Here is a 26,719-nt window from a genome sequence, read left to right on the forward strand (position 1 = left end):
GCACGCCCCATGGAAAGCACCGGGCACACGCTGTCCATCCGGGAGAAGCTCGGCTACAGCCTGGGCGACCTCGCGGCGAACCTGATCTTCCAGACGCTGATCACGTATCTCGCGTTCTTCTACACCGATGTATTCCGGCTGCCGCCGGCCACGGCCGCAACGATCATCTTCGTGATCGGTGTGCTCGGGGCGTTCGTGTTCACTCCGTTGATCGGCATTGCCGCCGACCGGACGGCCAGCCGGTGGGGCAAGTTCCGGCCGTGGATCCTGTGGACCGCACTTCCATTCGGGGCGCTGTCGCTGCTTGCTTTCAGCACCCCCGACCTGGCGCCGCGCGGCAAGATCATCTACGCCGTGACCACCTACGGCCTGCTGATGCTCGTGTATGCGGCCAACAACCTGCCGTATTCGGCGCTCAGCGGCGTGCTCACCGGCAGCATGGCCCAGCGCAACAGCCTGTCGGCCTACCGCTTCGTGGCGGTGATGGTCGCGCAGTTCATCATCCAGGTGCTGCTGTTGCCGCTGGTGTTGATCCTCGGCGACGGCGACCGCGTGCTGGGCTTCGAGCGGGTCATGACCGTGTTCGCGGCAGTGGGAACGGTGTTCTTCCTGATCACCTTCGCCACCACGCGCGAGCGCATCGTACCGGCGAAGGAACAGACCGCCGGCGTGCTGCAGGACCTGTCCGATCTGCTGCGCAACCGTCCTTGGAAGGTGATGCTGGCCCTCACCATCCTGGTTTTCATCAACCTGTCCCTGAAGGGCGGCACCTACGTCTACTACTTCCAGTACTACATGAGCGAAGCCGCCCTGGCGGGTTTTCTCGACAGCTCCGGGTTCAACCGCTTCATCGCTGCCGTCAACGCGGCGCTCAACGGCATGGGCCTGTCCGGGTTCGCCTGGCCGAAGGACCCGGCAACGTCAGCGTTCAGCCTGTTCAACGCCTGCGGCATCGTCTGCATGATCCTGGGCATCGGCGTATCGCGCCGCCTGGCCGACCGGTTCGGCAAGCGTGATGTCTTTGGTGGTGCACTGCTGGTCTCCACCGTGTTCCTGCTGGCGTTCTATTTCTTTCCGCCCACGGCGGTTGCCGTGGCTTTCGCTGCCTTCATGCTGCACGGGTTCTGCTACGGCATCACCATCCCGCTGCTGTGGGCGATGATCGCCGACGTCGCCGACTATTCCGAGTGGAAGAACCACCGCCGTGCCACCGCGATCGTCTTCTCGGCAATGCTGTGTGGCCTGAAGATCGGGCTCAGCATCGGTGGTGCGCTGGTCGCCGCCATCCTCGCCCATCATGGCTACCAGGCAGGCGCCCCGCAGCAGCCGCAGGCCGTGGTGGACGGCATCCGCCTGACGGTAAGCGTCTACTGCGCCATTCCGTTCCTGGCCGCGATAGCGCTGCTTTTCCTCTACGAGATCAACAAGCGCATGGAAACCCGCATCGAGCAGGAGCTGCAGTCGCGGCGACAGGGCAGCAACCTGGATCAGCTGGCAGCACACGCCATCTCGCAACCACTGGTAACGCACATCTACACCGCCGACCCTTCTGCGCACGTATTCGAGGGGCTGCTGTACATCTATCCGTCGCACGACATCGACAGCGGCGCGCCCTTCGACGATGAGGGCGGGCACTTCGGCATGCAGGACTACCATGTGCTGCGGATGGACACGCCCGACAGCGAGGCCAGCGACTGCGGCGTGGCGCTGCATGTGCGCGACGTGCCATGGGCCAGCCGGCAGATGTGGGCGCCGGACGCCGCCTGCCGCGATGGCCGCTACTACCTGTACTTCCCGGCCAAGGATGCCGACGGCATGTTCCGCATCGGCGTTGCGGCGGCGGATCGGCCGGAGGGCCCGTTCACTGCCGAGCCCGAGCCCATCGAGGGCGCGTACTCGATCGACCCGGCCGTGTTCGAGGACGACGACGGCACGCACTACCTCTGTTTCGGTGGCATCTGGGGTGGCCAGCTGCAGAAGTACCGGGACAACCGCTACGACCCGGCGCATGAAGAACCTGCCGGCGACGCGCCGGCACTGGGCCCGCGTATCGCGCGACTGGACGCGAGCATGACCCGGTTGGCCGAAGCCACGCGCGAGATCGTCATCCTGGACGGGCACGGACAGCCACTGCGCGCCGATGATCACGCACGCCGTTTCTTCGAGGGGCCCTGGCTGCACAGATACCAGGGCCGGTATTACCTGTCGTACTCCACCGGCGATACGCACCTGCTGTGCTATGCCACCAGCGACAGTCCATACGGGCCGTACACCTATCGTGGCGTGATCCTCACGCCCGTGGTGGGCTGGACCACCCATCACTCCATCTGTGCGTTCCGGGGGCAGTGGTACCTGTTCTACCACGACGCACTGTTGTCGGGCGGGGTCACCCACCTGCGTTCGGTCAAGTGCACGCCGCTGCACATGGAAGCAGACGGCAGCATCCGGACCATCGATCCCTATGGCGCCTGAGACATCTCCGCAGGATGATGCGCAGGCCGCGATGCCTGCCGGTCTACTGCATTGGTTGCGGGCAGGCAGGCTGGAAGTGGCAGTGGCACCGGAGGCGGGTGGACGCATCGCGCGGATCCGTTTCGACGGTGTGGAATGGCTGATCGGCGAACAGCAGGAGGCGGCCGCCATCGGCTGGGGGTGCTATCCAATGGTCCCCTGGGCCGGGCGCATCCGGCAGGGACGCTTCAGCTTCGACGGCAGGCCCTATCAGCTGCCGGTCAACTTTGGAGTGCACGCCATCCATGGCGTTGGCTTCTCACGGCCCTGGCGCATCGACCGCCTTGAATCGGACGGCGCATCGCTGTCGTTGGACCTTCCCGAGGATGGCTATTGGCCCTTCGGGGGCAGGGCATCGCAGCACATCCACGTGCAGCCTGACTGCCTGCAACTGCGCCTGGCCGTACAGGCAGGCGACACGCCGATGCCGGCCGTGCTCGGCTGGCACCCGTGGTTCCGCAAGCCGGACCGGTTGCTGTTCGCGCCAGCCGCGATGTACCCCCGCGACGGAGAGGGCATCGCCGTCCTGCCCTGCGTCGATCCGGCGCAAGGCCCTTGGGACGACTGCTTCATCAACCATCGCGAGGTCACGCTGGTTTCCGCCGGCCAGCGGCTGCGACTGCGCGCCGACACCGATCACTGGGTGGTCTATGACGGCGCCGCGCACGCCACCTGCGTGGAGCCACAGACCGGCCCGCCGGATGGGTTCACGTTGGCGCCCACCCGGTTGCAGCCGGGACAGCAACTGGAACTGCACTTCGAGTTGCGCTGGGAGATCGACACCGGTGGCAAGCACCGGCCATTGACCTGTTGTTGACGTGCAGATGCCAGACTCGCAGGCAAACGGATGTCTGGGCGCATGGCAGGGGAGATGATCGGGAGAGCCGGCAATGCCGTTCTTCACTGATTCAACGGAAGTCGCGGTCGAGGGCGTCGGCGCTGCACGGCGCATCGGCTGGATGCGGTTCGTGGGAAATGGGTTGGGGGCGCTTCCGATTGCCTCGATCATCCTGGAGCGTCAGGCGGATGCGTCGGCGTGGGTACTGCTGCTGCTCAATGCCGTCGCATGGCCTGCAGTGGCGCTGGTGCTGACACGCCGCGCGCGCGCGCCGGCCGCGGTACAGTTCCGCTGCATGATCGTCGACTCCCTGCTCGGAGGCGCGTGGATCGCCTTCATGGCCCTCAGTACCGTGCCGAGTGCGTTGTTTGCCGCGCTGCTGGTGGCCGACAAGATCGCCGCCGGCGGTATCCGCCTGGCAACGCGGGCGACCCTGGCATTGGTGGCCGGATTCGTGATCGCCTGGCTCGCCCTGGGCTTGCCGTTTCAGCCGGTCACCTCGCAGCGCACGATTGTCCTCAGCCTGCCTTTCCTGTTCGTCTATGGCATCGGTCTGAGCGTGCTGAGCTGGCGACTGGCGCGGCGGGTGAAATCACAGAATCGCCAGCTGCAGCGGCTGAGCCGGATGGATCCATTGGTCGAACTGGCCAACCGCGGCTTCCTGATCCAGCGCGCCCAGCAGGTGCTGGAGAAGGGGCCGCACCAGGGCGCGGGCGCGTGCCTGCTGATGCTCGATGTAGATGATTTCAAGCAGATCAATGATTCGCACGGCCATCGCGCGGGCGATGAGGTGCTTCGCCGCATCGCGGCAGTGCTGCGCCAGCTGGCCCAGCCGGGCGACATGCCGGCGCGCTTGGGCGGCGATGAGTTCGCCGCCCTGCTGGGTCAGCGCACAGCAGCCGAGGCCATGAAGGTGGCCGAGCAGATCAGGCAGCATCTGCAGGAACCGGGCACGGCCGAGGCCGCCGACATCGACTTCAGCGTCAGCGTCAGCATCGGCATCGCCGCTGGCACAGGCACCGCAGAGGACTGGCTGGCGAAGGCGGACAAGGCGCTCTATCACGCAAAACGGCACGGCAAGAACACCGCAAGCTGCGCCGAGTGATGTGCACCCGGCGGGGGCGCTGGCAGGGCAGGTGGACGCCCATTTCACCGGATACCGCAGCGCCAACCGCCACACTCGCCACTTCCCTGGGCCCAGCGGCGCTCACAGAATCAACCGATGTTCGATCTTCAACCTCTCCGCGCACGCCTGTCAGCGATGGTGCTGACCGAAGGATGGCGCCGGCGCGCGGCATTGTGGAGCGGCGCGGTGGCCGTGGCACTGGTAGCCATCGTGTTCGCCAAGGCCAGCGATGCTGCCTTCCATGTCTTCCAGCGCGTCATTGCCCATTCCCCGTGGTGGGCGTTGCTGCTCACGCCGGGCATTTTCGCGCTGCTGGCCTGGCTGACCGCCGGTGCGTTGAGGCCAACCCGTGGCAGCGGTATTCCGCAGGTCATCGCATCGCTGGAACAGCCGGACCCGGAATTCCGGCAGGTCAACCTCTCGCCTGCGGTTTCGGCGGGCAAACTGCTGCTGACCTCGCTGTCCCTGCTTGGCGGCGCGTCGGTTGGCCGCGAAGGCCCTACCGTGCACGTGGGCGCCAGCCTGATGTACCTGTTCGGGCGCTGGTTCGGGTTCAAGGATCCCCGCGAGCTGTCGCATTTCCTGCTGGCAGGTGGTGCGGCCGGCATCGCCGCGGCCTTCAATACCCCATTGGCAGGCATCGTGTTCGCCATTGAAGAGTTGAGCGGGCGGTTCGAGCACCGCTTCTCGGGCACCCTGCTCACGGCCGTCATCGTGGGCGGCGTGGTGTCCCTCGGCCTGCTGGGCAACTACACCTACTTCGGCCACGTCTCGGCGCTGCTGCCCCTGGGCCAGGCGTGGGGTGCCATTGTGCTGTGCGGCGTAATCGCCGGTCTGCTGGGCGGACTGTTCGCGCGGGTCGTACTGCTGACCATGTCCGGTCATCCGCGCTGGCTGGGCCGGCTCAAGCGGGACCATCCGGTGGTACTGGCTGCGGCCTGTGGCTTGGTCGTGGTGGTGCTGGCGCTGCTCTTCGGCGACGGCGCGTTCGGTACCGGCTACGAGCAGGCGCGCAGTCTGGTGCAGGGCCAGGCAATCGTCGGTCACGAGTTCGGCCTGATGAAGCTGCTCGCCAACCTGGCGTCCTACGTGGCGGGCATCCCCGGCGGATTGTTCTCGCCAGCGCTCGCGGTGGGGGCAGGGCTGGGGCACAACCTGGCGGTGCTGATGCCGGCGGTGGACCCGAAGGCATTCGTGCTGCTGGGCATGTGCGCCTACCTGACCGGCGTGACCCAGGCGCCGCTGACATCGGCAGTGATCTCGCTGGAGCTGACCGACAGCGGCGATCTGCTGCTGCCGATCCTGGCCACCGTGCTGATTGCCCGGGGCGTGTCCGGCATGGTCTGCCGGACGCCGATCTACCGCGGCCTGGCCGAGCAGCTGCTGGCCAGCAGCGCCGTTGCTGGCGGCACCACAGCCACAGCGGGAACGCGCCCTGCGGACTAAGCCGCGCTCAGGTCTGCGCGCGCCACTGGCTCATCAGCATCTGCAGGAACCGCTCTGCGGTGGGCGAAAGCAGGGCACCGCGACGGCGCACGATCCCGATGGTGCGCGACACCACCGGATTGCCGATCGAACGCGTCACCAACGTCGGATGATCGCCGTCGGGGGTCGCCATTTTCGGCAGCACCGATACCCCGATGCCGGCCTCGACCATGCCCAGTGACGTGGACAGGTGGGTCACTTCGTAGTGCCAGCTCAGCTTGAGGTTCTCGCGCGCCAATGCGCCGTCCAGCAGCGTGCGATTGCCACTGGTGCGATGCACGGTGATCAGCTGGTGCTCGGCCAGATCGGCCCATTCCACCGTGCGCTTGCGGGCCAGCGGATGATCGCGCCGGCACGCCAGCACGAACGGATCCTCGGCCAGCACGTCGAAATCGAGATTGGGGTCGTTGGCGCCCATGAAGTTGATGCCGAACTCGACTTCGCCGCGCTCCACCGCCTGCAGGCCTTCGGTGGCCGGGATATCCAGGATGCGGAAGCGCACGTTCGGATGCGCCTCGTGGAAGCGCGCCATCACGCTGGGCAGGAAGTAGAACGCCGCCGTGGGCAGGCAGGCGATGGTCACGGTAGCGCCGCGGGTGTCTTCGCGGCCGCGCAGTGAGAACAGCGATCCATCGAACTCTTCCAGCATGCGCCGCACCAGCGGCAGCAGGTTCTCGCCCACGGCCGTGGTGCTGACGCTGCGCGTGGTGCGCTCCAGCAGCGGCGAGCCCACTGCCTGCTCAAGCTTCTGGATGCGTCGGCTCAACGCCGGCTGGGAGACATGCAGGATCTCGGCAGCGCGATGGAAGCTGCGGGTCTCCGACACCAGCAGGAACGCGCGCAGATCCAGAATTTCGCAATTGATGCTCATTAGGTATCAATCATCCAAAAATCAGCAATTCACAGATCAATTAGGGTCATGCCAGTATCGAATCACAGAGGGGTCATTCATCCCCTATACGCATCAATCTATCACACGTATGTCCAACGATCTGCTCAGCATTCCCTGCGTGCTCATGCGCGGCGGTACCTCCAAGGGCCCGTTCTTCCTGGCCAGCGATCTGCCGGCCGATCCCGCCGAGCGTGACCGCCTGCTGCTGGAGGTGATGGGTTCGGGCCACCCGCTGCAGATCGACGGCATCGGCGGCGGCAACGCACTGACCAGCAAAGTGGCCATCATCGACCGCTCCAGCCGCCCCGATGCCGACGTGGACTATCTGTTCGCCCAGGTGCGGGTGGAGCAGCAGGTGGTCGATACCTCGCCCAACTGCGGCAACATGCTGGCGGCCGTGGGCCCGTATGCGATCGAGCGCGGGCTGGTACAGGCACAGGACCCGCAGACCGAAGTGCGCGTGCACAACGTCAACACCGGCAAGCTGATCATCGCCACGGTGGAAACCCCGGGCGGCAACGTGGTCTACCGGGGTGATACGCGCATTGCCGGCGCACCGGGTTCGGCCTCGCCGGTGCGGCTGTCCTTCCTGGACGCGGCCGGCGCACGCACCGGCAAGCTGCTGCCCAGCGGCCATGCCCGGGAAACCATCGACGGCGTGCCGGTCAGCCTGGTCGACTGCGCGATGCCGCTGATGCTGGTGCAGGCCGAAGACCTGGGCGTACGCGGCGATGCCTCACCTGCAGAACTGAACGCGGATGCAGCGTTCATGGCGCGGCTGGAGGCACTGCGCATCGAGGCCGGCGCCCGCATGGGCATCGCCGACGCCGGCAACAAGGTCATTCCCAAGCCGGTGCTGCTGTCCGCACCACAACACGGCGGGCAGCTGCAGGTGCGCTATTTCATGCCGCACCAGTGCCACACCGCGCTGGCCATCACCGGTGCGGTGGGCATCGCGACCGCCGCCGTCACCCCGGGCACGCTGGCCCACACTTTGGTCGGGTGCCTGCCGCTGCCCGGCAGCATTACCCTCGAACATCCGAGTGGGGCCCTGGAGGTGGGCCTCAGTCGCAGCTCGGACGATGCGCCGGTGGTCGCCAGCGTGGTGCGCACCGCACGTCGTCTGTTTGAAGGTCGCGTGTTCGCCACGTCGCCCGCGCCCGCCAGGGCAAGTGCCAATCAAGCCCGCCAATGGACGTCAGCGGCATGATCTGAAACCGGTCGGGCCGGCACAGCGGTGCTTGCCCGCCACCACAACGTAGATGCTTCACTCCTGGGAGGGATGATGTACAAGCAGTTCTTCATGGCCGCGCTGTGCGCGGTCGGCCTGGCCGCGGCCGGATGCAGCAAGCCGGACGCCACTGCCGCCGGTGGCGGCGCGCGCGGCGGCGACAATGCCCCGGTGCGCATCAGCGTCGGTTCCTACAACCTCAACAACCTGCCGTTCTTCATCGCCGACGCCAAGGGCTATTTCAAGGACGTCGGCCTGGACGTGAAGACCGAGAACTTCGCCCAGGGTGGCTCCAAGGTGCTGCAGGCGCTGGTTGCCAACTCCACCGACGTGGCCGTCGGCTTCTACGACCACACCATCCAGATGCAGGCCAAGGGCAAGGACGTGGTCGCCTTCGTGCTGCTCTCGCGTAATTCCGGCCTGGTGATGGCCGGCCGCGAAGACGCCACGTTCGATCCGGCGCGCCCGCAGACCATCAAGGGCCAGAAGGTCGGCATCACCGCACCGGGCTCCTCGTCGGACTTCTTCGTGCGGCATTTCCTGGCCCAGCATGACATCCCGGTCGACAGCATCTCGCTGATCGGCGTGGGGTCCGGTGCCGCCGCAGTCGCCGCGCTGGAGCAGGGCAAGATCGACCTGCTGGTGAACTACGACCCCGCCGCCACCCTGATCACCGAACGCAAGGTCGGCAAGATCATCCTCGACGCACGCAGTGATGAAGGCGCACGCCAGGTCTATGGCGGCCTGTACCCGACCTCGGTGATGTACGCCAACCAGAGCTTCCTGGACAAGCGCCCGGAAGCGGCCGAAAAGATCGCCCGTGCCGAGCAGATGGCGCTGAAGTTCATCGCCGACAACAGCGCCGAGGATATCGTCGCGGCCCTGCCTGACAGCTATGTCTCCGGCGACCGCGCCACCTATGCACGCGCCGTGGAGAACGCCCGCGCGATCTTCACCACCGATGGCCACTTCACCGCGGCCGATCTGGAAACACCGCTGAAGGTGCTGCGCGAATTCAACACGGACGTGGCCAAGGCCAACATCGATCTGTCCAGGACCTACACCAATGCCTTCGTCGAGCGTGCCCACGCTGCGGCGCCGGCAGCCCAACGTTAAGCGGAGGTAACCCCATGGCCCTCAATGCCACCGTGCGCCAGCTCAACGGCGCGCCGCAGCTGGAGCCTGCACAGACCATGGTCGCCATCAACAAGGTGACCATGTCCTTCGGCGAATTCACCGCGGTGCGCGATGTCGACATCCAGGTGGGCGACGGCGAGTTCCTTGCCATCGTCGGCCCCACCGGCTGCGGCAAGAGCACCATCCTCAATTCCGTGGCGGGTCTGCTGACGCCGTCGTCCGGCGATGTCGCCATCGATGGCCACAAGGTCAGCGGCGTGCAGGAATCGGTCGGCTATCTGTTCCAGCAGGATGCACTGCTGCCATGGAAGACCGCCTACCAGAACGTCGAACTGGGTCTGCGCTTCCGTGGCGTGCCTGAAGCCGAGCGCAAGGCCAAGGCCAATGCCTGGCTGGCCAAGGTCGGCCTGACGGGCTTCGAGCACCGCTACCCGCACCAGCTGTCCGGCGGCCAGCGCAAGCGCGTGCAGATGGCGCAGGCGTTGATCGTCGAGCCGAAGGTGATCCTGATGGACGAGCCGTTCTCGGCGCTGGACATCCACACCCGCCACCTGATGCAGAACGAACTGCTGCGGCTGTGGCAGGAGGATCGCCGCTCGGTGATCCTCATCACCCACGACCTGGAAGAGGCGATCGCGCTGGGTGACCGCGTGGTGGTGCTGTCCTCCGGCCCGGCAAGCCGCGTCGTGCGCAGCTTCGACGTGAACCTGGAGCGGCCGCGCAACGTGGCCGAAATCAAGCTGGACGAACGATTCACCGACCTGTACCGCGACATCTGGGCCTGCCTGCGCGGCGAAGTGGAGAAGAGCTATGCACGCCAAGACTGACAAATTCATCCAGCTGGCTCTGGTGGTCGCTGTGTTCGGCGGCTGGGAGGGCGGCATCGCGCTGGACGTGATCGATCCGTTCTTCTTCCCCTCGCCAACGGCGATCGTGCAGCAGGCCTGGACCTGGCTGTCCGATACCTCGTTCTACCAGCACGTCTACATCACCCTGACCGAAACCGCGCTGGGCTACATCATCGGCACCGGGCTGGGCGTGGCAGGCGGCGTTTGGCTCGGCCTGAGCCGTCGTTCGGCACGCATCCTGGACCCCTTCATCAAGGGCTTCAACGCGATTCCGCGCGTGGTGCTGGCGCCGATCTTCGTGTTGTGGCTGGGCTTGGGGCTGTGGTCGAAGGTGGCGCTGGCGGTCACGCTGGTGTTCTTCACCACCTTCTTCAACGCCATGCAGGGCGTGCGCGAAGTGAACCCGGTGGTGCTGGCCAACGCCCGCATCCTCGGTGCAGGCCGCAGCGACCTGCTGCGTCACGTGTACTTCCCGGCGGCGGCCAGCTGGATCCTGTCCTCGCTGCGCACCTCGGTCGGTTTCGCCGTGGTCGGCGCGATCATCGGCGAGTACCTCGGTGCCTCGGCAGGGCTGGGCTACCTGATCGCCCAGGCCGAAGGCAACTTCAATGCCGTGGGCGTGTTCGCCGGCATCATCATCCTGGCCGCTTTCGTGCTGGTCATCGACGCCATGCTGGATGTGGTCGAGAACAAACTGATCACCTGGCGCCCGAACGCGCAGACGCAGGCCACCAGCTGAGCGCGGCCGCTTGAGCCCGCTTGCCGCGCCGCCGGGCTGATCCGGCGGCGCGCGCCTCCTTCCTTCCCCGATCTTCCCCCGCACCACCGCAACAGGCCAGCGCCAGGCCAGGGGGCCGGCTGGCCGGAGAGAGAGAGACCATGAACCATTCCACCGTGCTGCCGCCGGCAGCGCTGTCGGTCGCGCTTGGCCTGCTGTTGGCCACTGGCCATGCCGGCGCCCAGTCCACGTCATCACCGCCTGCACCACTGAGCCAAGCCCAGCTCTCGCAACTGGTGCAGCAACAGTCCGTGCAGATCCAGCAGCTGGAGGCGCGCCTGCGCGCTGTCGAGGGCGGGCAGGGCACTGCAGCCTCACCATCGGCAACGCCCGCGCCCGCGCTGGAAACCCGGGTTGCCGCGCTGGAATCGGGCCAGTCGAAACAGCCCAAGGTGTCCTGGTCGAAGGGCGCGCCGGAGTTCAGCAGCGCCGACGGCAACGTCACCTTCCGGCCGCGCGGGCGCCTGTTTGTTGATGCCTCCAGCACCGACGGCTCCGCGGTGAACGACCGCAACCTCTCCGGCACCGAAATCCGTTCGGTGCGCCTGGGCGCCGAAGGACGTTACGGCATTCTCGGCTGGGCCGTGGAAGGCGATTTCGCCGACAACGACGTGGCCTGGAAATCGGTCTATGCCACCGTCGATCACCGCCTGTTCGGCCTGCCTGCAGACCTCACCGTCGGCAACCGCCTGAACGATCGCGGCATCGACGGCTCCAGCAGCACCTCCAACACGCCCTTCCAGGACCGCAACGTGGTGGGCACCTTGATGCTGCCGCAGCGCGGGCTGTTCGGTGTCGGCCTTACCGAGCGCGTGTACGGCAAGGGCTGGCACGCCAGCCTTTCGGTGGCGGGCAATGACCTCAACAACGCCGGCACCGACAACGACAGCCAGACCTGGGCCACGCGCGTGCACTGGAACCCCATCGAGAGCTCCACCGCGACGGTGCATCTGGGCGCATGGGCCTTCCACGAGGAGATCGCCGCCGGCGCCAGCAGCGTGGTGCGCAGCTCGGCCATCGCCGGGCATTTCAACGATCTGGTCAAGATCACCCCGGGCGCGCTGCTGGGCGCCGAGCGCAGCACCGGCTATGGCGCGGAGCTGGCGGGCTTCTTCGGCCCGGCCTGGGCGACGGGCGAGTGGGGCACGCGCAACCTGCGTGGCGCCGATGCCAGCGGTCGCTACGACCTTGACCACCAGGCCTGGGCCGTCTCGGCCGGCTGGTTCCTGACCGGTGCCATGCCAGCCTATTCGGGCAAGGCCGGCACCTGGGGCCGGGTGAAGGTGGCGGACCCGGTCACGCGCGGCGGCAGGGGCGCTTGGGAGCTGAAGGCACGCTATGAAGACGTGGATTACGCCGAACTGCCCAGCGGCGGTACCGGCCACGCGTGGACGCTGGGCACGAACTGGTACCTCAACGATTTCAGCCGCGTGATGTTCGAGGCCATCCGCTGGCAGACGAACAACCGCAGCGGCACCGGGCCGGGAAAGGACGAAGGCACCACCTTCAACACCCGCCTGCAGGTGGCGTTCTAGGCCAGCACTGCGCCCGCGCCCTGATCAGAGCAGCAGCAACGCCCCGATCAGCGCGGGCGGCATCACCAGCGCGCCGACCCGCAGGAAGTCGAGCGCGCTGACGTGCTCGCCTTCGCGACGCAGCGCCACCAGCCACAGCATGGTGGCCAGCGAACCGGTCACCGACAGGTTCGGGCCCAGGTCCACGCCGATCAGCAACGCCGCGCGCGTCTGCGCCGGCAGCTCCGCCATCTGCCCCAGCGAGCCGGCCGCCAGACCCACCGGCAGGTTGTTGGCCACGTTGCTGAGCAGCGCGGCTGCGCCACCGGCCAACCAGCCGGCCTGGTGCGGCGAGGTCTGTGCCAGCGTCTGCAGGGCGCTGGCCGCCGTCTGGATGACACCGGTCTGCGACACGGCTTCAACCAGCACGAACAGGCCGGCCACCAGTGGCAGCACGCCCCACGACACGTGGCGCAACAGCGGTAGCGGGCTATGGCGCTGGCGGATCGCCAACACCACCACGCTCAGCGCGCCCGCACAGAAGGTGGCCAGGCCCAGCGGACCATTCAGTGCCGACGTCACCAGCAGCACGGTGCCGGTGAACAGCACGCCGAGCGCGCTCAGCCGGCCACCCTCGGTAAGCGGGCGATGCTCGGGCGACGCTGCCAACGGCTGTGCGATCTCGCGGCGATACACCCAGCGCAGCACCAGATAGGTGCCACCAATCGCAGCCAACGACGGCAGCGTGAACTGCGCCAGCCACTGCAGCAGCGAGGGCATGTGGCTGCCATAGACCACCAGGTTGGCCGGGTTGGAAATGGGCAGCACGAAGCTGGCCGCGTTGGCGATGAACGCGCAGACGAACAGATAGGGCAGGGGATTGGCGCGGGCCGCCTTGCATGCCGCATAGACCGCGGGCGTCAGCACCACCGCCGTGGCGTCGTTGGACAGGAACACCGTCACCACCGTGCCAACCAGGAACACCAGATCGAACAGGCGCCGCCCCGAACCGCCGGCATGCCGCACCGCATACAGCGCCAGCCAGTCGAACAGGCCCTCGCGCCGCGCCAGCTCGGCCAGCACCATCATGCCGATCAGGAACAGGTAGACATCCCGCCCTTCGGCCACCGCGTGCCAGGTCGTGCCGAGCGACACCGCCCCGAGCAGCGGCAGCGGCGCGGCCGCGCCCAGCGCCCACACGTATTCCGGAATACGGAACGGCCGGAACAGCAGGCCGACGGTGGCAACGGCCACGGCCGCCCAGATGATGAGGGGGGAATAGGAAGCGAGCATGGAGTAAGTGGGGTCTCAGCTGCACCGGCGCGTAGCCAACAGCAACGCGCGCTGCGTCGCGGCAAGTGCGAGAAAGCCGGCATCATACCCGGTTGATGGTTCACGCCATTCACGCGTGACGCGTCACGGTAATTCCGATTCCGGACTCCCGCGATTCGAGGCCGGTGCCGGCCGCTGACCGGCAAGGCGCCATCTGAAACCCGCCTCGGCTACGATTCGCTGACCGACACAAACGTCGATGGGACAGGGGGCGCAATGGACATGCAGGCAGGAACCGCATTCGATTCACCCGCGCAGGCCGAACCGCGGGAGGAACTGACCTTCCAGTGGCTTTATGGACGTGTGCAGGGACTGGTCGATCACAGCATCTACCCGAAGGCGGGCCGATTGGAGAAATGGTCGTTCTGGGTGGGCATGCTCGCAGCCGTCGTCGGTGTTCTGATCGGCCTCGCCCCTGGGTGGCTGCCTGTCAATGTCGCGGTGGTGCTTGTCGTGGTTTGTCTGGTTGTTGAGATCGCAGGTTTCGTTCTCAGTGTCGTGCTTATGGCACAGAGAGAGCTTCACCAGTACATCCAGCCCAGGTTGTCGCATGCCAGGGAAATGGACAGCGAGTTCACTCATTGGCGGGCGGTGATTACAGACCTCCGCAGCTTTCCGAGGGGCCAGCGCGAGCAACGTCTCAAGTACGTCAGCAACCTGCGGACCAATATGATCGACCGCATGGGCTTGATGTACGGAGGACTGCAGCGTCTTGGCCCGTTTCCACTGCTTATCGCACTCTACCTTCAGTTTCGCAGCTGGAAATGGGGCGATTGGGGCGCTGTCTTTGATGTTGGCTGGGCAGGCGCGCTGCTCATCTTTGGAATGGCGTTCTTCTATCTGATGGGCTGGGTGCTTATCGGTCAGCGCATACGATTGGATACCTACGTGGCCCTGCTGGAAGCTTCCATCCAAGAGCCCGAACCGGAGCCGGCGCCATCCGCGTCAACGCAGCAGGTCACGCAGCCATCCTGTGTGTAGCGTCCAGCGTCTCATCCGCACTGATCCACCACTATTCAGCAACCATCAGTAGCAGTGGATCCTGCAGCGTAGACTGAAGATGCGCCTGGATCCGACTTCGCGGGAGACCACGCCGGGTCTGCCCTACGGGTTCTACCGCGAAGAATTCATGCCCTTCGTGAAGACGGAGGGCATCTGTGCGGCGTGGCGCCGCTTTACAGACTCCAATCGATGCGAAGGCCCGCGATCAGCGCATTGGGCAGGTCGCGCTGGCGTGCCGGCTCGTCGAACTGGTCAGGATGCACGATGTAGTGCAGGTTCGGCGCGATGCGAAGCTGCGGGGTGAGCTGGATGCCATAGCTCAACTCCATCATCACCTGGCTGTCGTACGGGGTGCCGCTGCCGCCGGCCGCGGCACGGGCAAGGCGCAGGTTCTCCAGTGCGATGTCGCTGTACTTCTGCTGGGTGACAACAAAGGCGATGCTGTCCTGCGGTCGGCTGGCGAACGTGCCTTTCTGCACCAGGCCGGCCTGCAGGAAGTGGTCTTCGATCAACTGGCCGGAGGTGCCCTTGAGCGCCGCGCCGAACACGGTCAGCCCACGGCCGTTGCCATCGCTGCTGACCTGCTGTTCGAAGCGCACGAACGCGCCGGAGCGGCCGTGACGGGACGCAGGCGCCTGGCCGCTGAGCAGCGCCGGATTGCCGTTGGCATCGCGCAGCGGATCGCGGTAGGTCGAGTTGTCCTGCCAGCCGCCGACTTCATACTTGGCTTTCAATCGTGCCGAAGCCGGGCTGCGCCAACCGATCGTGTAGGGCACGACCCAGCCCGTGGCCTGGTTCGTACTCCACTTCAGGCCGTGCTGCCCGTCTTCGGCCTGGGTCGGATCAACCTGGTAGGCGCCGACGCGCACGTAGACATCGGGCATCACCCAGGCGGTGGCATCGGCCATCCAGCTCGATACCGGCCACCAGGTAAAGTTGCTGGTACGGAACACGTAGGTCGGGTTGCCGCAGGCCGAATTGCCCTGGAAGTACTGGCACAGCTCGGAGCCGAGGAAATGGATGTTGGCCACGCTGCGGCCGGCTTCCAGCACCAATCGATCGTTCAGCAGTTTCTGCTCGAGGGTCAGGTTGGCCAGGCGGGTGCCCTGGCCACCGTAGATTTCCTGCACCGAGGTGCTGTTGCCCGTGCTGCTCCTGGCGAGGTTGGTGCCATGACGGTTGATGCCATAAGCCTTGATGGTCGCGCCTCGCCAACCGAACGCGGCATCAAGATTCACGTCGGCACCAAACATCAACTGGCCGGCATAGGCCGTGCCGCTGCTCTTGCCCCCGTCGAGCGTGGCGGCAGCTTCACCGGTGTAGGCAAGTTTGGGGGCGAAGACTTCGCTTGCGTCGGCGGCGGTAGCCAGCGACGGCAGGGCCAGCAGGATGGCGACCAGCAACAGGCGTCGGCGGGAAGGGCAGGTCATGCGGGGCTCCTTGTGCAGGGCGTAGGTCGCCTGGCCCCTGCAGCAGCAGGGGCCGCGGATAGGTCTGGGAGGACGGGTCAGGCCGGGGACGTGACCGGCTTTTTGAGCACGCCCAGCGCGACCGCAGTGACCGCGACACCGGCCAGCAGCGCCACCAGGTAAATGCCCAGGTGGGTGACCGCGTTCGGGATCGGCAGCACGAACACACCTCCGTGCGGCACCTTCAGTTCAACCCCCGCGGCCATCGAGATCGCGCCGGCCACGGCAGAGCCGAGGATCAGTGCCGGGATGGTGCGCAGCGGATCGCGCGCCGCGTAGGGAATCGCACCTTCGGTAACGAAGCTGAGGCCGAGCACGCCGGCTGCACCGGCCGTACCACGCTCCTCGGCAGTGAAGCGGTTGCTGAACAGCCATGTTGCCAGGGCGATGCCCAATGGAGGCGTCATGCCACCGATCATCGTCGCCGCCATCGGCGTGTAGACCTGGCTGGAGATCAGCGCGGTGGAGAAGGCGTAGGACGCCTTGTTGACCGGCCCGCCCATGTCCACCGCCATCATCCCGCCCAGCAGCAGCCCCAGCAGGATCGCGCTGCTGCCCTGCATGCCGCGCAGCCAGTCGGTCAGCCAGGCCAACAGCCCGGCGACCGGCGTGCCGATCACGTACATCATCAACAGGCCGACCAACAGCGTGCCCAGCACCGGCAGGATCAGCACGGGCTTGAGACCTTCCAGGCTGCGCGGCAGGCGCAGCGCACGGTTGATCCAGTAAACGCCGTAGCCGGCGATGAAGCCGGCCAGGATGCCGCCGATGAAGCCTGCGTCCATGTTGACCGCAACCAGTCCACCGATCATGCCGGGCGCGATGCCGGGACGGTCAGCGATGGAGTAGGCGATGTAACCGGCCAGTGCCGGCACCATCAACATGAAGCCGGACTTGGCGCCGATCTGGAACAGCGACCAGGCCAGTGTGCCCTTGTGTGCATCATCAAAGGCGTAGATGCCGCCGAGCGCGAACGCCAGTGCGATCAGCAGGCCACCGGCGGTGACGAACGGCAGCATGAAGGACACGCCGGTCATCAGGTGCTTGTACGGGCCGGTGGCCTTGGTCTTTTCGGTTGTGCGACCGGCAACGGCCGCGCCGGCCTGCACGTTGGCCTCGGCCAACGCCTTGCGGATCAGGTTCTGGCCGTCGTTGATCGCCGGCTTGGTACCGCTCTTGAACAGGCATTTGCCAGCGAAGCGCGACAGATCCACTTCGCGGTCGGCAGCGATCAGCACCAGGTCGGCGGCGGCGATTTCTTCGTCACTCAATGCGTCCTGTGCGCCCACCGAGCCCTGGGTTTCCACCCGGATCGCGTGGCCCAATGCTTTGGCGGCCTGCTGCAGTCCTTCGGCCGCCATGAAGGTGTGGGCAATCCCGGTCGGGCAGGAAGTGACGGCGACGATGCGCTTGCCGTCGTTTGCAGTAGAAGCGGTTGCTGATGTCGCGGCGAGCAGCGCCAGCGCGGCAAGTGGATCGTTCAGCACTTCGCCAAGACTCGCGCGCACGATCCGGGCACTGCCAAAGCGGGACGCGTCTGCCTCGCCATCACCGACCAGCAGCAGCTGTGTCGCGGCGGCCTGCGCGGCGGGCAGTGCGCCGGTTACGCCCTGGTCGCTGCGGATTTCGATCGCCAGTTCAACCCCTTGCTGACGGGCGGCGCGGCGCAGCGCTTCGGCGGCGAGAACCGCCTCGATGCTGCGTTCGCCAGCGGCGATGACTACGGTGGAAGCTTGCATGGGAACTCCTGGAATTCTTCAGGTTCGTCCTTGCAGGAGGGGCAGGGGTGGCCCGAGGCCAGCCGCAGCTCCCTCTGCAGGGGTTTCAATCCAACCGCTCGATCAGTACATCGCCGGTCCACTCGCGCACCTGCGCCGGGTCCAGCCGTCGCGCGTCGCCGCTCTCCAGCCGGCTCATCGAGAACGCCGTCGCCAGGCGTGCACCGCCGGCCAGATCAAGGGAGGGCTCCAGCAATGCGGCGGCGATGCCGGCGACCATGGCGTCCCCCGCACCGACCGTGCTGCCCTGGGCCAGTCGCGCCGGTCGCGCGACCAGGGCACCCCTGCGATCAATGAAAAGCGCGCCATCGGTGCCCATCGAGATCGCTACAAGCGCGACTCCGCGTTCGACCAGGGCCTGACCAGCGGCCCGCAGAGCGCTGCGATCCGGCAGCGGCGTGCCGGTCCAGGCCTCCAGTTCGTGGCGGTTGGGCTTGACCGCGTAGGGCAGTGCGCCCTGTGCGCCGCTCAACGCGGCGACAAGTGCGTCGCCACTGGTGTCCAGCAGTATGTGTGCGCCGGCGGCGCCAGCCTGCGCCTGCAGTTGCGCCCATGCATCGGCTGGCAGCCCGGCCGGCAGGCTGCCGGACAGCACCACCGGCAGGCCGGGCTGGAGCAGGGGGGCGAGTCGGCGGGATACCGCATCCAGATCGGCGTCACACAACGACAGGCCGGGCAGGTTGATGTCGGTGGTCTCGCCGCTGGCGTCTTCGACCAGCTTGATGTTGGTGCGGGTGTGGCCCGGAATACGCAGGCACCCGTCTGCGATGCGGCGCTCAGCGAACAGTGCGCTGAACACGCCGTCGTTGCCATCGCCGAGCACGCCCAGTGCGGTGGTCGGCACGCCCCAATCGGCCAGGCAGGCGGCTACGTTGACGCCTTTGCCGCCGGCGTCGTCGCGGCAGCTGCGGGCACGATGCACGCGGCCCGGTTGCAGGTGCACCAATCGCACGGTCTGGTCGATCGCCGGGTTCAGGGTAACGGTGACGGCGCGGGCGCTCATGCGCGCGCTCCGTCGAGGGCACGCACCTGCTCGGCGGTTTCGCAGTCCAGCGCGGTGTCGGCCAGCGCTTGCAGATCGGTCAGCGCGTTGCCACGCAGGCGTGCCTTCACTGCCGGGATGTCGTTCGGGGTCATCGACAGTTCGTCCACACCCAGGCCGGCCAGCAGCATTGCACCGAAGGGATCGCCTGCCAGGCCGCCGCAGACGCCGACCCAGCGCCCGTGCATGCGTGCACCTTCCACCGTGGCGCGGATCGCGCGCAGCACGGCGGGGTGCAGGCTGTCGGCCTCGGCAGCGAGTTCCGGGTTCTGGCGGTCGATCGCCAGCACGTACTGGGTCAGGTCGTTGGTGCCGATCGAGAAGAAATCGGCGTGGCGTGCCAGCACGTCGCTCTGGGCAGCCGCAGCCGGTACTTCGATCATGATGCCGACCGGCACTTCCGGCGCATCAAGCTCGGTGCGCAACCGCTCGCAGATGGCGCGCAGACTGATCAGCTCAGGCGCCGAGGTGATCATCGGGAACATGATGGACAGGCGTGCACCGTCCTTCGCCGCGCGATACAGCGCACGCAGCTGCGGTTCCAGCAGGTCGGGGCGGCGCAGCAGCAGGCGCGCGCCACGCACGCCGAGGAAGGGGTTTTCCTCGCGCGGCAGCTCCAGGTGTGCAACCTGCTTGTCGCCACCGATATCGAGCGCGCGCACGATCAGCGGGCGGCCGTCGAGTGCCGTGGCCATCGCCACATACGTGGCGTACTGCTCATCCTCGCTGGGCGTACTGCCACGTTCGAGGAACAGGAACTCGGTGCGCATCAGGCCGACGCCCTCCGCACCCTGTTCCAGTGCAAGCGGCACCTGCTCGGGCAGGTTGACGTTGGCGCCGATGTCGATGCGGTGGCCATCGGTGGTCTGTGCCGGCTGCGCACGTTGCGCCGCTTCACGCTCGCGGATCTGCTGCTGTTCGGCGATCCAGGCACGTGCCGAGGCGAGATCGGCTTCGGAGGGAGACAGATAGAGCCGCCCGCCGCTGCCGTCGATGATCGCCTCCTGCCCCGTGTTGATCGCGAGCAGTTCCGCGCCAGCGGCGACCAACGCCGGCAGGCCCAGCGTGCGCGAGAGGATCGCAGTGTGCGAAGTCGGTCCGCCCTGTGCGGTGGCGAGGCCTAGCACGCGACCGATGTCGAGGTTGGCAGTGTCGGACGGCGACAGGTCGGCGGCGAGCAGAATGCACGGTTGCACAGGCAGGTCGGCAAGGCCGCCACCCGCCGCGGACGGATCAAGCTGCGCCAGCACGCGCCGGCCCACATCACGCAGATCGGCGGCGCGCCCGGCCAGCACCGGGTTGCCCAGCGCTGCCAGGCCGGAGGCGATCTGCTCGATGGCGTGGTGCCAAGACCACGCGACACCATGGCCTTCAACCATCAGCTGGCAGGTGCGGGTAATCAGATCGGTGTCGTCGAGCAGCGCGGCCTGCGCGTTGAAGATTGCCGCATCCGAGGCGCCGAGCCGGCGCTGGGTATCGTCCTGCAGCGCAATCAACTGCTGGCGGGTGCGGCTGAGCGCATCCTGCAGGCGCGCGCCGCCTTCGCCGAGCGGGGTGGGGCGGTCGGCAACGTCGGCATGCGTGCTGGCAAGCACGTGCACCGGGCCGATCGCCAGCCCGGGGCTGGCGCCGATGCCGATGATCGCAGCCTGTGCGTCGGGCGGATTCCAGCCCGCAACCGGCGTGGCCTTGCGCTGCGCTGCGCGCTCCGCATCGGCCTTTTCCTGGGCCACCAGCCCCTCCATGACCTTGCGCAGTGCGGCCAACAGGGCGGGGGCATCGGCGCCTTCGGCAGACACGCTGACCGCGTCGCCATGGCGCAACCCGAGTTGCAGCAGCGCGACCAGACTTTTGGCATCAGCAGCCTGATCGCCCGCACGTACCTGGGCGCGGGCAGCGAAGCCGCGCGCGGTCTCGGCCCAGCGCGTGGCCGGGCGCGCATGCAGCCCGTTGGGGTAGGCGATGGTCCAGTCGAAATGCTCGGCCAAGTCAGTCACTGGCGCATGGGTGGCCGTGGTCGCACCATCGCCGGCCAACGCGTTGACGATCTCGCTCGCATCGGCCGTAGTGAACAGGCGCTGCAGCGTGGCGTCATCCTGGATCAGCCGGGTCAGCCGGCGCAGCAGGGTGATATGGGTATCGGACTGGGCAGCGATGCCGACCACCAGACGGGTGACCTGGCCCGGATTCCACTCCACGCCTTCCGGGAACTGCAGCACGGCAATGCCATCGCGGCGCACCAGGTGACGGTCTTCGCCAAGCCCGTGCGGAATGGCCACGCCGTGCCCGAGGAAAGTATCCGCCAGCTGCTCGCGGCGGCCCATGCTGGCCTCGTAGCCCGGCGCAACGCAGCCGGCGGCGACCAGCATCTGTGCCACTTGGGCGATGGCGTCGGCCTTGTCGTGCGCCCGCGCCTGCAGGCGGATCAGTTCCCGGCTGACGGGGGCAGGGGTGGTGAAGGGCTGCAAGGCGGGCTCCAGGAAGGGGGTGCTGTGGCGTATTGGGAACGTTCCCATTCGTTATTTCAATGTGCACTGCACAAAAAGCCAATAGTCCTTTGGGGTTAGCATTGTCCTGAATGGCCATACGGCCATGAACAGCAACAGTTTCCGGGAACGGTTCCAATGAGCATCAGCATCAATGACGTCGCGCGCGTGGCGGGGGTGTCCAAATCCACGGTGTCGCGGGTGCTGGGTGGCGGCCCGGTCAGCGAGGGCGTGCGTGGCCGGGTGGAGGCGGCGATCCGCCAGACCGGCTATCACCCCAACCTGCAGGCAAGACGCCTACGCGCCCGGCACACCGGCATCATCGGGCTGATCGTGGCGGACATCCGCAATCCGTTCTTCACTGCGCTGATCCGCGCGGTGGAGGAGGTCGCCTATCGTGAAGGTCTACGCGTCACCCTCTGCAACACCGACGAGGACCCCGAGCGCGAGGCGCTGTATCTGCAGTTGATGCACGAGGAGCGCATCAGCGGGTTGATCTTTGCGCCCACCCGGACCACGGTGGGGCGGCTGGAGCGACTCGCACTGGACTATCCAACGGTGCTGGTGGACCGCGCTGCGCCCGGCGGCTCGATCGACAGCGTGGTCCTCGACAATCCGGCCGCGATGGCGGGCCTGGTCGAGCATCTGGTCGAGCGCGGCTATCGCCGCATCGGCGGCCTCTTCGGGAGCACCAGCACCACGGCGGCGGAGCGTCGTGACGGCTATCTCGCGGCAATGCGCGTACATGGGTTGGAGCCGGATTACCGCGAGGTTGAACCCACGGCTGAAGCGGCCATTTCGACGGTCGGACAGTGGCTGGCCGACCCATCGCGGCCGGAAGCGCTGGTGGCCAGCAACAGCCTGCTGCTCATGGGGGCGTTGAAGGCCGCCCGCAGCGCGGGCCTGGCAATTCCGGAAACGCTGGCGTTGGCGGGCTTCGACAACGAACGCTGGACCGAGCTGGTCGAACCGGGCATCACCGTGATCGAGCAGCCGGTCGAAGAGATGGGACGAGCGGCGATGTCGCTGTTGCTTGAGCGCCTGCACACGCCGGAGTTGCCGGTGCGCCGACTGGTGATGACGGGACGGTGCGTGGTGAGGGGATCAACGGCCTTGCGATGAACCGGCGGCCGTTTGCGGGCGTCCATGCAATGGATGTCGACGCGCCGTTGCGGCCTTTGGTCCTTTGGCCGGCGAAGGGCCCAGCATCAATGCGTCGAGCGGAGCCCTCGTCAGCAGTCAGGTCAAGGGCGGCGGCGGGATGACGGGGGCGGGAACTTCGGAACTCCCCTGTATGCAACCGGAACCGCGAATGGCCTGAAGTAGTTCTGTATGCGATCTGCGATGCCCGTAATTTCAAACCGAGATCGCGGCAGTGACCGTAAAGCCTTTCACTTGCTTGATCACCATGAAATCAACAGCGCCCAGCAGTGGCCGGAGTGCGCGCCTGGCGGCCGCCTCGTCCTTCACGTAAAAGGTCACAATGGACCGTCTGATATCAAGGCCTGACTCGAACTCAACCCTCTTTGCAAGAAGCTGGGCCTCCGCTTCGGCCTGGGTCGCCAAGAGCGTCTCGAGCGATCGAGCGGAAACGCGGCCGGTAAACACAGGATCCTGCGTGTATTTTGCCAATGTCTCTGCCGGCTTCTTCGTGAACAGCACTACGATCTTGAAGTCTGGCTGATGCTCAATGTACAAGCCGCCAAATGTATCCGGCTCAGAGGCCTGAATCCTTGCTTCCAGCGCTGCCGCGGAGATCGATTTCATTGACCTGTATTCTGCCTCGGCCTCGGATACGTTGAAAACTCGCGAGTAGGTGTATGCAGTGGGGTTGGTAGTTATCGGCTGGCCATGCAGCCTGAGCAGCCCGGCTGAAAGGACCGCCCGCTGCGCAGGCGAGAGCCTGACAAGCGCAAGTGATCGACCCTCCTTGGCGCCAACCGGCATGATCGAGAAGGTACAGGTGGCAATCATCAAAATAAGGAGAGTCGCGAGACCCACTGAAAATCTTCCAGATGCCGTGGACATCTCCCGCCTCCATGTCACAAATCATTGTCGACCCGAAAGAAATCCACCCGCACCATCAGCAATTCAAGTTGCAGCGGACATGAAGGTATTGACTTTCCCTGGCATCAACCGTGACCACCTTCACGAACGCGTATTTTCAACTCACCCTCCCTTCATCCCTGTAGCGCTGATTTATCCTGTGAAGCAGGGGCAGCGGTTACCACCAGGGGGCGAGGCTCTGGCACTGGTTCTGCCGGCCGGGCCTGGAAGACACTTTGCCGGACTTGTACTCCTCGGGCTCCACCAAGGCAATCCGTCAGTCTGCAGGCTGCAGCCGTTCGCTTGCGTGGGCTACGAGCCCCATGCCGGCCATGTTCAGCCCTTCCATCACCCGGTCGCCGACGTACTGCTCCGGCTCACCGTTCTGGCGGGAGCGTTCTGCGGCCAGCAGCACTTCCAGCACCACACGCAGGCCGGTCAGCGAGCAGTCGGCATCAGCCAGTGCCATCTGTCGGCCACGCAGCTGATGCTGCTCTGGCCAGGACTGGCCGTTGGCGGCCACGCCCGAGTCGATACTGTGCAGCAGCGCGATGAGGGTGTTGGGATCCACGGCAGCCGGGACCAGTGCTGGGCATCGTCGATGATGCTGGCGAACAGGCTGCGGGCCTGCTCACGGTCGGCGGGCTGCGGCTGTGCCATCAGCCATTCGGCAAACAAGCAGCGAGCGGCCGCGTCATTTCCGCATTCCACCGCACGTTCGAATGCGGCGCGGGTTTCCGGTGCCTGGGTCGCGGCCAGTGCCTGCGCATACAGCAGGGTCTGTTCCGGTTTGCGGCGAGCATCCGGGTAGCGGGCGAACAGACCGTCCAGTGTTTCAGCAGCGAGCGCGGCATGCCCGGAGTCGAGGCGCGCGCGAGCCAGGCCGGTCATGATGTACGGATCGTCGCCCAGTGGCGAGCTGGCTGCCTGCTCGAGCAAGGTTCTGGCTTCCTCTGTCTGGCCGGCATCCAGCAGCGCCATGCCCAGACGGACACGGTTCTGCACGGTGGGCGTGCGTGCCAGCTCGGAGCGTGCGTTGCGCAGATCCTGGCCGGGGTTCACGAGTTGCTTGGCGGAGCGGATGGCCTGGCGGGCGCCGCGCGAATGGCGAACTTCCGGGAAGTAGATCGCCAGGAAGTAAACGACGCTGCCGAGAAGCGGGAACGAGAAGAGCAGGATGAGCCAGTAGAGGCTCTGGCCTGAGCGGATGGCGTGCACCGCGAAGAAGATGGCGGCCAATACGTGGAGTCCGATTCCGATATAGGGCATGTGGGTGCCTGGTCCTTGTGGGGAGTGCACTATAGTGGGAGTGAGGTGGGGCGCCAACGGAGTGTTGGCCGGGCGTACAGAAGACACTGGCAATGGCCGATGTAGCCGCGTCAAGTTCCCATGCTGCGTGCAGCGGGCGTTCGAATTGGCCCGGGATGAGTTCTCACTCGATCACCGGAAGCAGTGACATCGCCTTCAAGCCGCGCAACAGCACGGCGTGCGCGCCCCCCATCTCACTTCGCGTGGCAAACACGTCCGAGCCGTCCAAGCGTGGCGGCGCTCATGAAGCCTCGCGCGACCATTGCCGACAATGCTCGTATACGTCTGCGTCCCACCATGCATGAAGCTCCATGGGTAGCGTGATGCGGTCCATCAGGCTGCGGGTCTTCGCCTTGTCGCCGGCCTGGCAGGCGAAATGGGCGAAGTTCTGCAGGTTCCAGTCGGAGGGATAACGGGCCAGCACGTCGTCGATTCCTTGGCTCATCAACGGCCAGTCCACCTGCTTTTCAGCGAACGGACTGCTGTAATAACTGCCTGCCGTGGACCAGTAGATGCGTGCATACAGGGCAGGGCGGTCGTGCTCCGGCACCGCCTCCAGCGCGCGCCGTGCCATCGATTCCACGGCATAGGGGCTACCGCCCCACTTGGGCGCAAAATACTGCGCCGCCATGAACGGAATCATGGTATCGCCCGGGTGCTTGGCCATGCCCTCATCCACCAGCGCCACCAGGTCGGTCGCTTCCCAGTTCAGCCGCACGGCAGCGGACAACGCCAACTCGTACCAGCCTGCGTCGCTCGCGCATTTTTTCTTGTGCTCGGCCAGATAGTTGCTGGCCGCTTCGGTGTAGGCATGGAAGTGGGCGGCATCCTCGGCGCTGATCGAACTGGAATAGCCATAGCCGCGGTACGCCATGCCTCGCCCGAGCATGGTGGCGGCCATGGCCAGGTGGGACGTTGGAGAGCGCGGGTACTTCTTCACCCAACGCGTGATCCGATCGCGCATCGGGTCATCCTGGCCCAGAGAAATCTGGTCGGCTTCGTACAGATTGGACAGCGCTTCGTAGAAATGGGTCAGCTTGAGCGTACCGCTGGTGGTGGCCTCACCGGAGCGACGATACCTATTGGCCAAGGCTTCCAGTCCTGCGAAATCCTCATCGCCAAGCAAGGCCTCCACCTGCAGTTGGATCCCGTTGCGTTCGGCGTACTCGGGGGAGCTTATCGATGGCCCGGCGTGCGCGGTACCGACGGCGCAAGGCAGCGTGACCAGTGCGATGGAGAGGCAGAGCATGAGTGAGGCTGGTGAGCGCATGGCGACTTCCTGGTCTGAGGGCCGCTTTCAGTCCTGGGTAGCGGCTGGAACCCTGGGCGAGTCTAGCTGGAATTTTTGAGGTCTAGAGGAGATCAAGCGGCTGTGTCGCCAACTTTATTGCATTTCGCATAATGTATATCGTGCAAGGCGTTACCAGCTTGCGGCATAGCCTGCACGTCGTGGGGTAGGGCGAAACCAACGGCCAGGCAGAGTGCCATGGCGGTTGCAGCCAAACGCCTCCAGAAGTGTCGCTCCGGAGAGGTTTGCGCCTCTGACTTCATGATCTGGATTGCAGCCTTCTCCGGCTGCGGATGGCCTTGAATCTTCAGGCATTCCGCAACGACCCATACCTGGGGAACACGCTTCCCTGTGCGGTAATGAGAAATGGCGCCATCGGAAATGCCGAGCTTCGGAGCGAGCTTCGCAAAGCTCTCAACGCCTGCTGCCTGCCGCGTTTTCTCGAAAAACTCTACCCAATCCATGACCGTCTCCACCCGTTGACTACGGGCGAAGACTACAGGTGTTGACGGCTACGGGTGTAGCCGGTTATGGTGCGCCCCATCGACTACGCCTGTAGCCGATACCCCCGGTCGGCACCCCAAGGCCGCCCGGGGGCCCCTTGGGGC

21 protein-coding genes and 2 pseudogenes are annotated in these 26,719 nt (G+C 66.1%); 12 read left to right on the forward strand and 11 right to left on the reverse strand.

Annotated elements, in window-relative coordinates; genetic code table 11:
- Positions 1-9 precede the first annotated feature (9 nt).
- The 5 genes and pseudogenes from GIW57_RS12380 to GIW57_RS12400 all read left to right on the forward strand — a co-directional run.
- A pseudogene (locus GIW57_RS12380) lies at positions 10-1,482 on the forward strand (MFS transporter); the annotation flags it as partial.
- Between the two features lie 24 nt (positions 1,483-1,506).
- Positions 1,507-2,472 carry a glycoside hydrolase family 43 protein gene (locus tag GIW57_RS12385; RefSeq protein WP_329605761.1) on the forward strand — a complete coding sequence of 322 codons (966 nt, stop codon included), beginning with the start codon at positions 1,507-1,509 and terminating at the stop codon, positions 2,470-2,472.
- On the forward strand, positions 2,462-3,328 hold the full coding sequence (locus tag GIW57_RS12390; RefSeq protein ID WP_236511131.1) for an aldose epimerase: 867 nt from the start codon (positions 2,462-2,464) through the stop codon (positions 3,326-3,328). The genes GIW57_RS12385 and GIW57_RS12390 overlap by 11 nt, the downstream gene beginning before the upstream one ends.
- A 73-nt stretch (positions 3,329-3,401) precedes the next feature.
- Positions 3,402-4,454 carry a sensor domain-containing diguanylate cyclase gene (locus GIW57_RS12395; protein WP_236511134.1) on the forward strand — a complete coding sequence of 351 codons (1,053 nt, stop codon included), beginning with the start codon at positions 3,402-3,404 and terminating at the stop codon, positions 4,452-4,454.
- Positions 4,455-4,571: 117 nt separating this feature from the next.
- Positions 4,572-5,921 carry a chloride channel protein gene (locus GIW57_RS12400; RefSeq protein WP_236511136.1) on the forward strand — a complete coding sequence of 450 codons (1,350 nt, stop codon included), beginning with the start codon at positions 4,572-4,574 and terminating at the stop codon, positions 5,919-5,921.
- Between the two features lie 7 nt (positions 5,922-5,928).
- Here the strand turns inward: GIW57_RS12400 and GIW57_RS12405 are convergent, their stop codons facing one another.
- Entirely contained in the window at positions 5,929-6,831 is a 903-nt protein-coding gene (locus GIW57_RS12405; RefSeq protein ID WP_099818458.1) for a LysR family transcriptional regulator, read from the reverse strand.
- Between the two features lie 109 nt (positions 6,832-6,940).
- On the opposite strand from GIW57_RS12405, the gene GIW57_RS12410 reads away from it, so the two are divergent.
- The 5 genes from GIW57_RS12410 to GIW57_RS12430 all read left to right on the forward strand — a co-directional run bounded on the left by GIW57_RS12410 (position 6,941) and on the right by GIW57_RS12430 (position 12,381).
- Complete coding sequence (locus tag GIW57_RS12410) at positions 6,941-8,062, forward strand: 4-oxalomesaconate tautomerase (RefSeq protein WP_236511139.1); 1,122 nt, start codon at positions 6,941-6,943, stop codon at positions 8,060-8,062.
- Between the two features lie 75 nt (positions 8,063-8,137).
- On the forward strand, positions 8,138-9,199 hold the full coding sequence (locus GIW57_RS12415) for an ABC transporter substrate-binding protein (RefSeq protein ID WP_180167077.1): 1,062 nt from the start codon (positions 8,138-8,140) through the stop codon (positions 9,197-9,199).
- A gap of 14 nt (positions 9,200-9,213) precedes the next feature.
- The gene (locus GIW57_RS12420; protein ID WP_236511142.1) at positions 9,214-10,047 is read left to right on the forward strand and encodes an ABC transporter ATP-binding protein; all 834 of its coding nucleotides are present in this window, start codon (positions 9,214-9,216) and stop codon (positions 10,045-10,047) included.
- Positions 10,031-10,807, forward strand: a complete 777-nt coding sequence (locus GIW57_RS12425; RefSeq protein WP_236511145.1) for an ABC transporter permease — start codon at positions 10,031-10,033, stop codon at positions 10,805-10,807. The genes GIW57_RS12420 and GIW57_RS12425 overlap by 17 nt, the downstream gene beginning before the upstream one ends.
- 140 nt (positions 10,808-10,947) lie before the next feature.
- On the forward strand, positions 10,948-12,381 hold the full coding sequence (locus tag GIW57_RS12430; RefSeq protein WP_236511147.1) for a porin: 1,434 nt from the start codon (positions 10,948-10,950) through the stop codon (positions 12,379-12,381).
- A 24-nt stretch (positions 12,382-12,405) separates the two neighbouring features.
- On the opposite strand, the gene GIW57_RS12435 is transcribed toward GIW57_RS12430, so the two are convergent.
- Complete coding sequence (locus tag GIW57_RS12435) at positions 12,406-13,653, reverse strand: arsenic transporter (RefSeq protein WP_236511149.1); 1,248 nt, start codon at positions 13,651-13,653, stop codon at positions 12,406-12,408.
- A gap of 255 nt (positions 13,654-13,908) precedes the next feature.
- On the opposite strand from GIW57_RS12435, the gene GIW57_RS12440 reads away from it, so the two are divergent.
- Positions 13,909-14,673, forward strand: coding sequence for a hypothetical protein (locus GIW57_RS12440; RefSeq protein WP_236511152.1), 765 nt, complete (start codon positions 13,909-13,911; stop codon positions 14,671-14,673).
- Between the two features lie 194 nt (positions 14,674-14,867).
- Here the strand turns inward: GIW57_RS12440 and GIW57_RS12445 are convergent, their stop codons facing one another.
- From GIW57_RS12445 to ptsP, 4 genes are all read right to left on the reverse strand, one after another.
- Positions 14,868-16,124: a carbohydrate porin gene (locus GIW57_RS12445; protein WP_100465392.1), complete on the reverse strand. Its 1,257-nt coding sequence runs from the start codon at positions 16,122-16,124 to the stop codon at positions 14,868-14,870.
- A 77-nt stretch (positions 16,125-16,201) separates the two neighbouring features.
- Positions 16,202-17,902, reverse strand: coding sequence for a fructose-specific PTS transporter subunit EIIC (locus GIW57_RS12450; RefSeq protein ID WP_236511155.1), 1,701 nt, complete (start codon positions 17,900-17,902; stop codon positions 16,202-16,204).
- Between the two features lie 85 nt (positions 17,903-17,987).
- Entirely contained in the window at positions 17,988-18,944 is a 957-nt protein-coding gene (locus GIW57_RS12455) for a 1-phosphofructokinase family hexose kinase (RefSeq protein ID WP_236511158.1), read from the reverse strand.
- On the reverse strand, positions 18,941-21,451 hold the full coding sequence (ptsP, locus tag GIW57_RS12460; protein WP_236511161.1) for a phosphoenolpyruvate--protein phosphotransferase: 2,511 nt from the start codon (positions 21,449-21,451) through the stop codon (positions 18,941-18,943). Before ptsP ends, GIW57_RS12455 begins: the two co-directional genes overlap by 4 nt.
- A gap of 156 nt (positions 21,452-21,607) precedes the next feature.
- Between ptsP and GIW57_RS12465 the strand changes: the two genes are divergently transcribed.
- Positions 21,608-22,591 carry a LacI family DNA-binding transcriptional regulator gene (locus GIW57_RS12465; protein WP_100465389.1) on the forward strand — a complete coding sequence of 328 codons (984 nt, stop codon included), beginning with the start codon at positions 21,608-21,610 and terminating at the stop codon, positions 22,589-22,591.
- Between the two features lie 234 nt (positions 22,592-22,825).
- On the opposite strand, the gene GIW57_RS12470 is transcribed toward GIW57_RS12465, so the two are convergent.
- The 5 genes and pseudogenes from GIW57_RS12470 to GIW57_RS12485 all read right to left on the reverse strand — a co-directional run bounded on the left by GIW57_RS12470 (position 22,826) and on the right by GIW57_RS12485 (position 26,575).
- Complete coding sequence (locus GIW57_RS12470) at positions 22,826-23,497, reverse strand: hypothetical protein (RefSeq protein ID WP_236511163.1); 672 nt, start codon at positions 23,495-23,497, stop codon at positions 22,826-22,828.
- A 295-nt stretch (positions 23,498-23,792) separates the two neighbouring features.
- The gene (locus GIW57_RS12475) at positions 23,793-24,101 is read right to left on the reverse strand and encodes a hypothetical protein (RefSeq protein ID WP_236511176.1); all 309 of its coding nucleotides are present in this window, start codon (positions 24,099-24,101) and stop codon (positions 23,793-23,795) included.
- A pseudogene (locus GIW57_RS23780) lies at positions 24,092-24,784 on the reverse strand (tetratricopeptide repeat protein); the annotation flags it as partial. The pseudogene GIW57_RS23780 and the gene GIW57_RS12475, both read right to left, overlap by 10 nt.
- Before the next feature lie 280 nt (positions 24,785-25,064).
- Positions 25,065-26,093, reverse strand: coding sequence for a cytoplasmic protein (locus GIW57_RS12480; RefSeq protein ID WP_236511166.1), 1,029 nt, complete (start codon positions 26,091-26,093; stop codon positions 25,065-25,067).
- Positions 26,094-26,185: 92 nt separating this feature from the next.
- Positions 26,186-26,575: a DUF3693 domain-containing protein gene (locus tag GIW57_RS12485; RefSeq protein ID WP_236511167.1), complete on the reverse strand. Its 390-nt coding sequence runs from the start codon at positions 26,573-26,575 to the stop codon at positions 26,186-26,188.
- Positions 26,576-26,719 lie beyond the last annotated feature (144 nt).

This window comes from Stenotrophomonas sp. PA-6-5C (assembly GCF_021605635.1).
GTDB classification, from domain to species: domain Bacteria; phylum Pseudomonadota; class Gammaproteobacteria; order Xanthomonadales; family Xanthomonadaceae; genus Stenotrophomonas; species Stenotrophomonas lactitubi.

Bases quoted from the DNA above. Each gene is read 5' to 3' on its own strand.
- GIW57_RS12390 (WP_236511131.1), top strand. From the start codon at position 2,462: ATGGCGCCTGAGACATCTCCGCAGGATGATGCGCAGGCCGCGATGCCT.
- GIW57_RS12395 (WP_236511134.1), top strand. From the start codon at position 3,402: ATGCCGTTCTTCACTGATTCAACGGAAGTCGCGGTCGAGGGCGTCGGC.
- GIW57_RS12400 (WP_236511136.1), top strand. From the start codon at position 4,572: ATGTTCGATCTTCAACCTCTCCGCGCACGCCTGTCAGCGATGGTGCTG.
- GIW57_RS12405 (WP_099818458.1), bottom strand. From the start codon at position 6,831: ATGAGCATCAATTGCGAAATTCTGGATCTGCGCGCGTTCCTGCTGGTG.
- GIW57_RS12410 (WP_236511139.1), top strand. From the start codon at position 6,941: ATGTCCAACGATCTGCTCAGCATTCCCTGCGTGCTCATGCGCGGCGGT.
- GIW57_RS12415 (WP_180167077.1), top strand. From the start codon at position 8,138: ATGTACAAGCAGTTCTTCATGGCCGCGCTGTGCGCGGTCGGCCTGGCC.
- GIW57_RS12420 (WP_236511142.1), top strand. From the start codon at position 9,214: ATGGCCCTCAATGCCACCGTGCGCCAGCTCAACGGCGCGCCGCAGCTG.
- GIW57_RS12425 (WP_236511145.1), top strand. From the start codon at position 10,031: ATGCACGCCAAGACTGACAAATTCATCCAGCTGGCTCTGGTGGTCGCT.
- GIW57_RS12430 (WP_236511147.1), top strand. From the start codon at position 10,948: ATGAACCATTCCACCGTGCTGCCGCCGGCAGCGCTGTCGGTCGCGCTT.
- GIW57_RS12435 (WP_236511149.1), bottom strand. From the start codon at position 13,653: ATGCTCGCTTCCTATTCCCCCCTCATCATCTGGGCGGCCGTGGCCGTT.
- GIW57_RS12440 (WP_236511152.1), top strand. From the start codon at position 13,909: ATGGACATGCAGGCAGGAACCGCATTCGATTCACCCGCGCAGGCCGAA.
- GIW57_RS12445 (WP_100465392.1), bottom strand. From the start codon at position 16,124: ATGACCTGCCCTTCCCGCCGACGCCTGTTGCTGGTCGCCATCCTGCTG.
- GIW57_RS12450 (WP_236511155.1), bottom strand. From the start codon at position 17,902: ATGCAAGCTTCCACCGTAGTCATCGCCGCTGGCGAACGCAGCATCGAG.
- GIW57_RS12455 (WP_236511158.1), bottom strand. From the start codon at position 18,944: ATGAGCGCCCGCGCCGTCACCGTTACCCTGAACCCGGCGATCGACCAG.
- GIW57_RS12465 (WP_100465389.1), top strand. From the start codon at position 21,608: ATGAGCATCAGCATCAATGACGTCGCGCGCGTGGCGGGGGTGTCCAAA.
- GIW57_RS12470 (WP_236511163.1), bottom strand. From the start codon at position 23,497: ATGTCCACGGCATCTGGAAGATTTTCAGTGGGTCTCGCGACTCTCCTT.
- GIW57_RS12480 (WP_236511166.1), bottom strand. From the start codon at position 26,093: ATGCGCTCACCAGCCTCACTCATGCTCTGCCTCTCCATCGCACTGGTC.
- GIW57_RS12485 (WP_236511167.1), bottom strand. From the start codon at position 26,575: ATGGATTGGGTAGAGTTTTTCGAGAAAACGCGGCAGGCAGCAGGCGTT.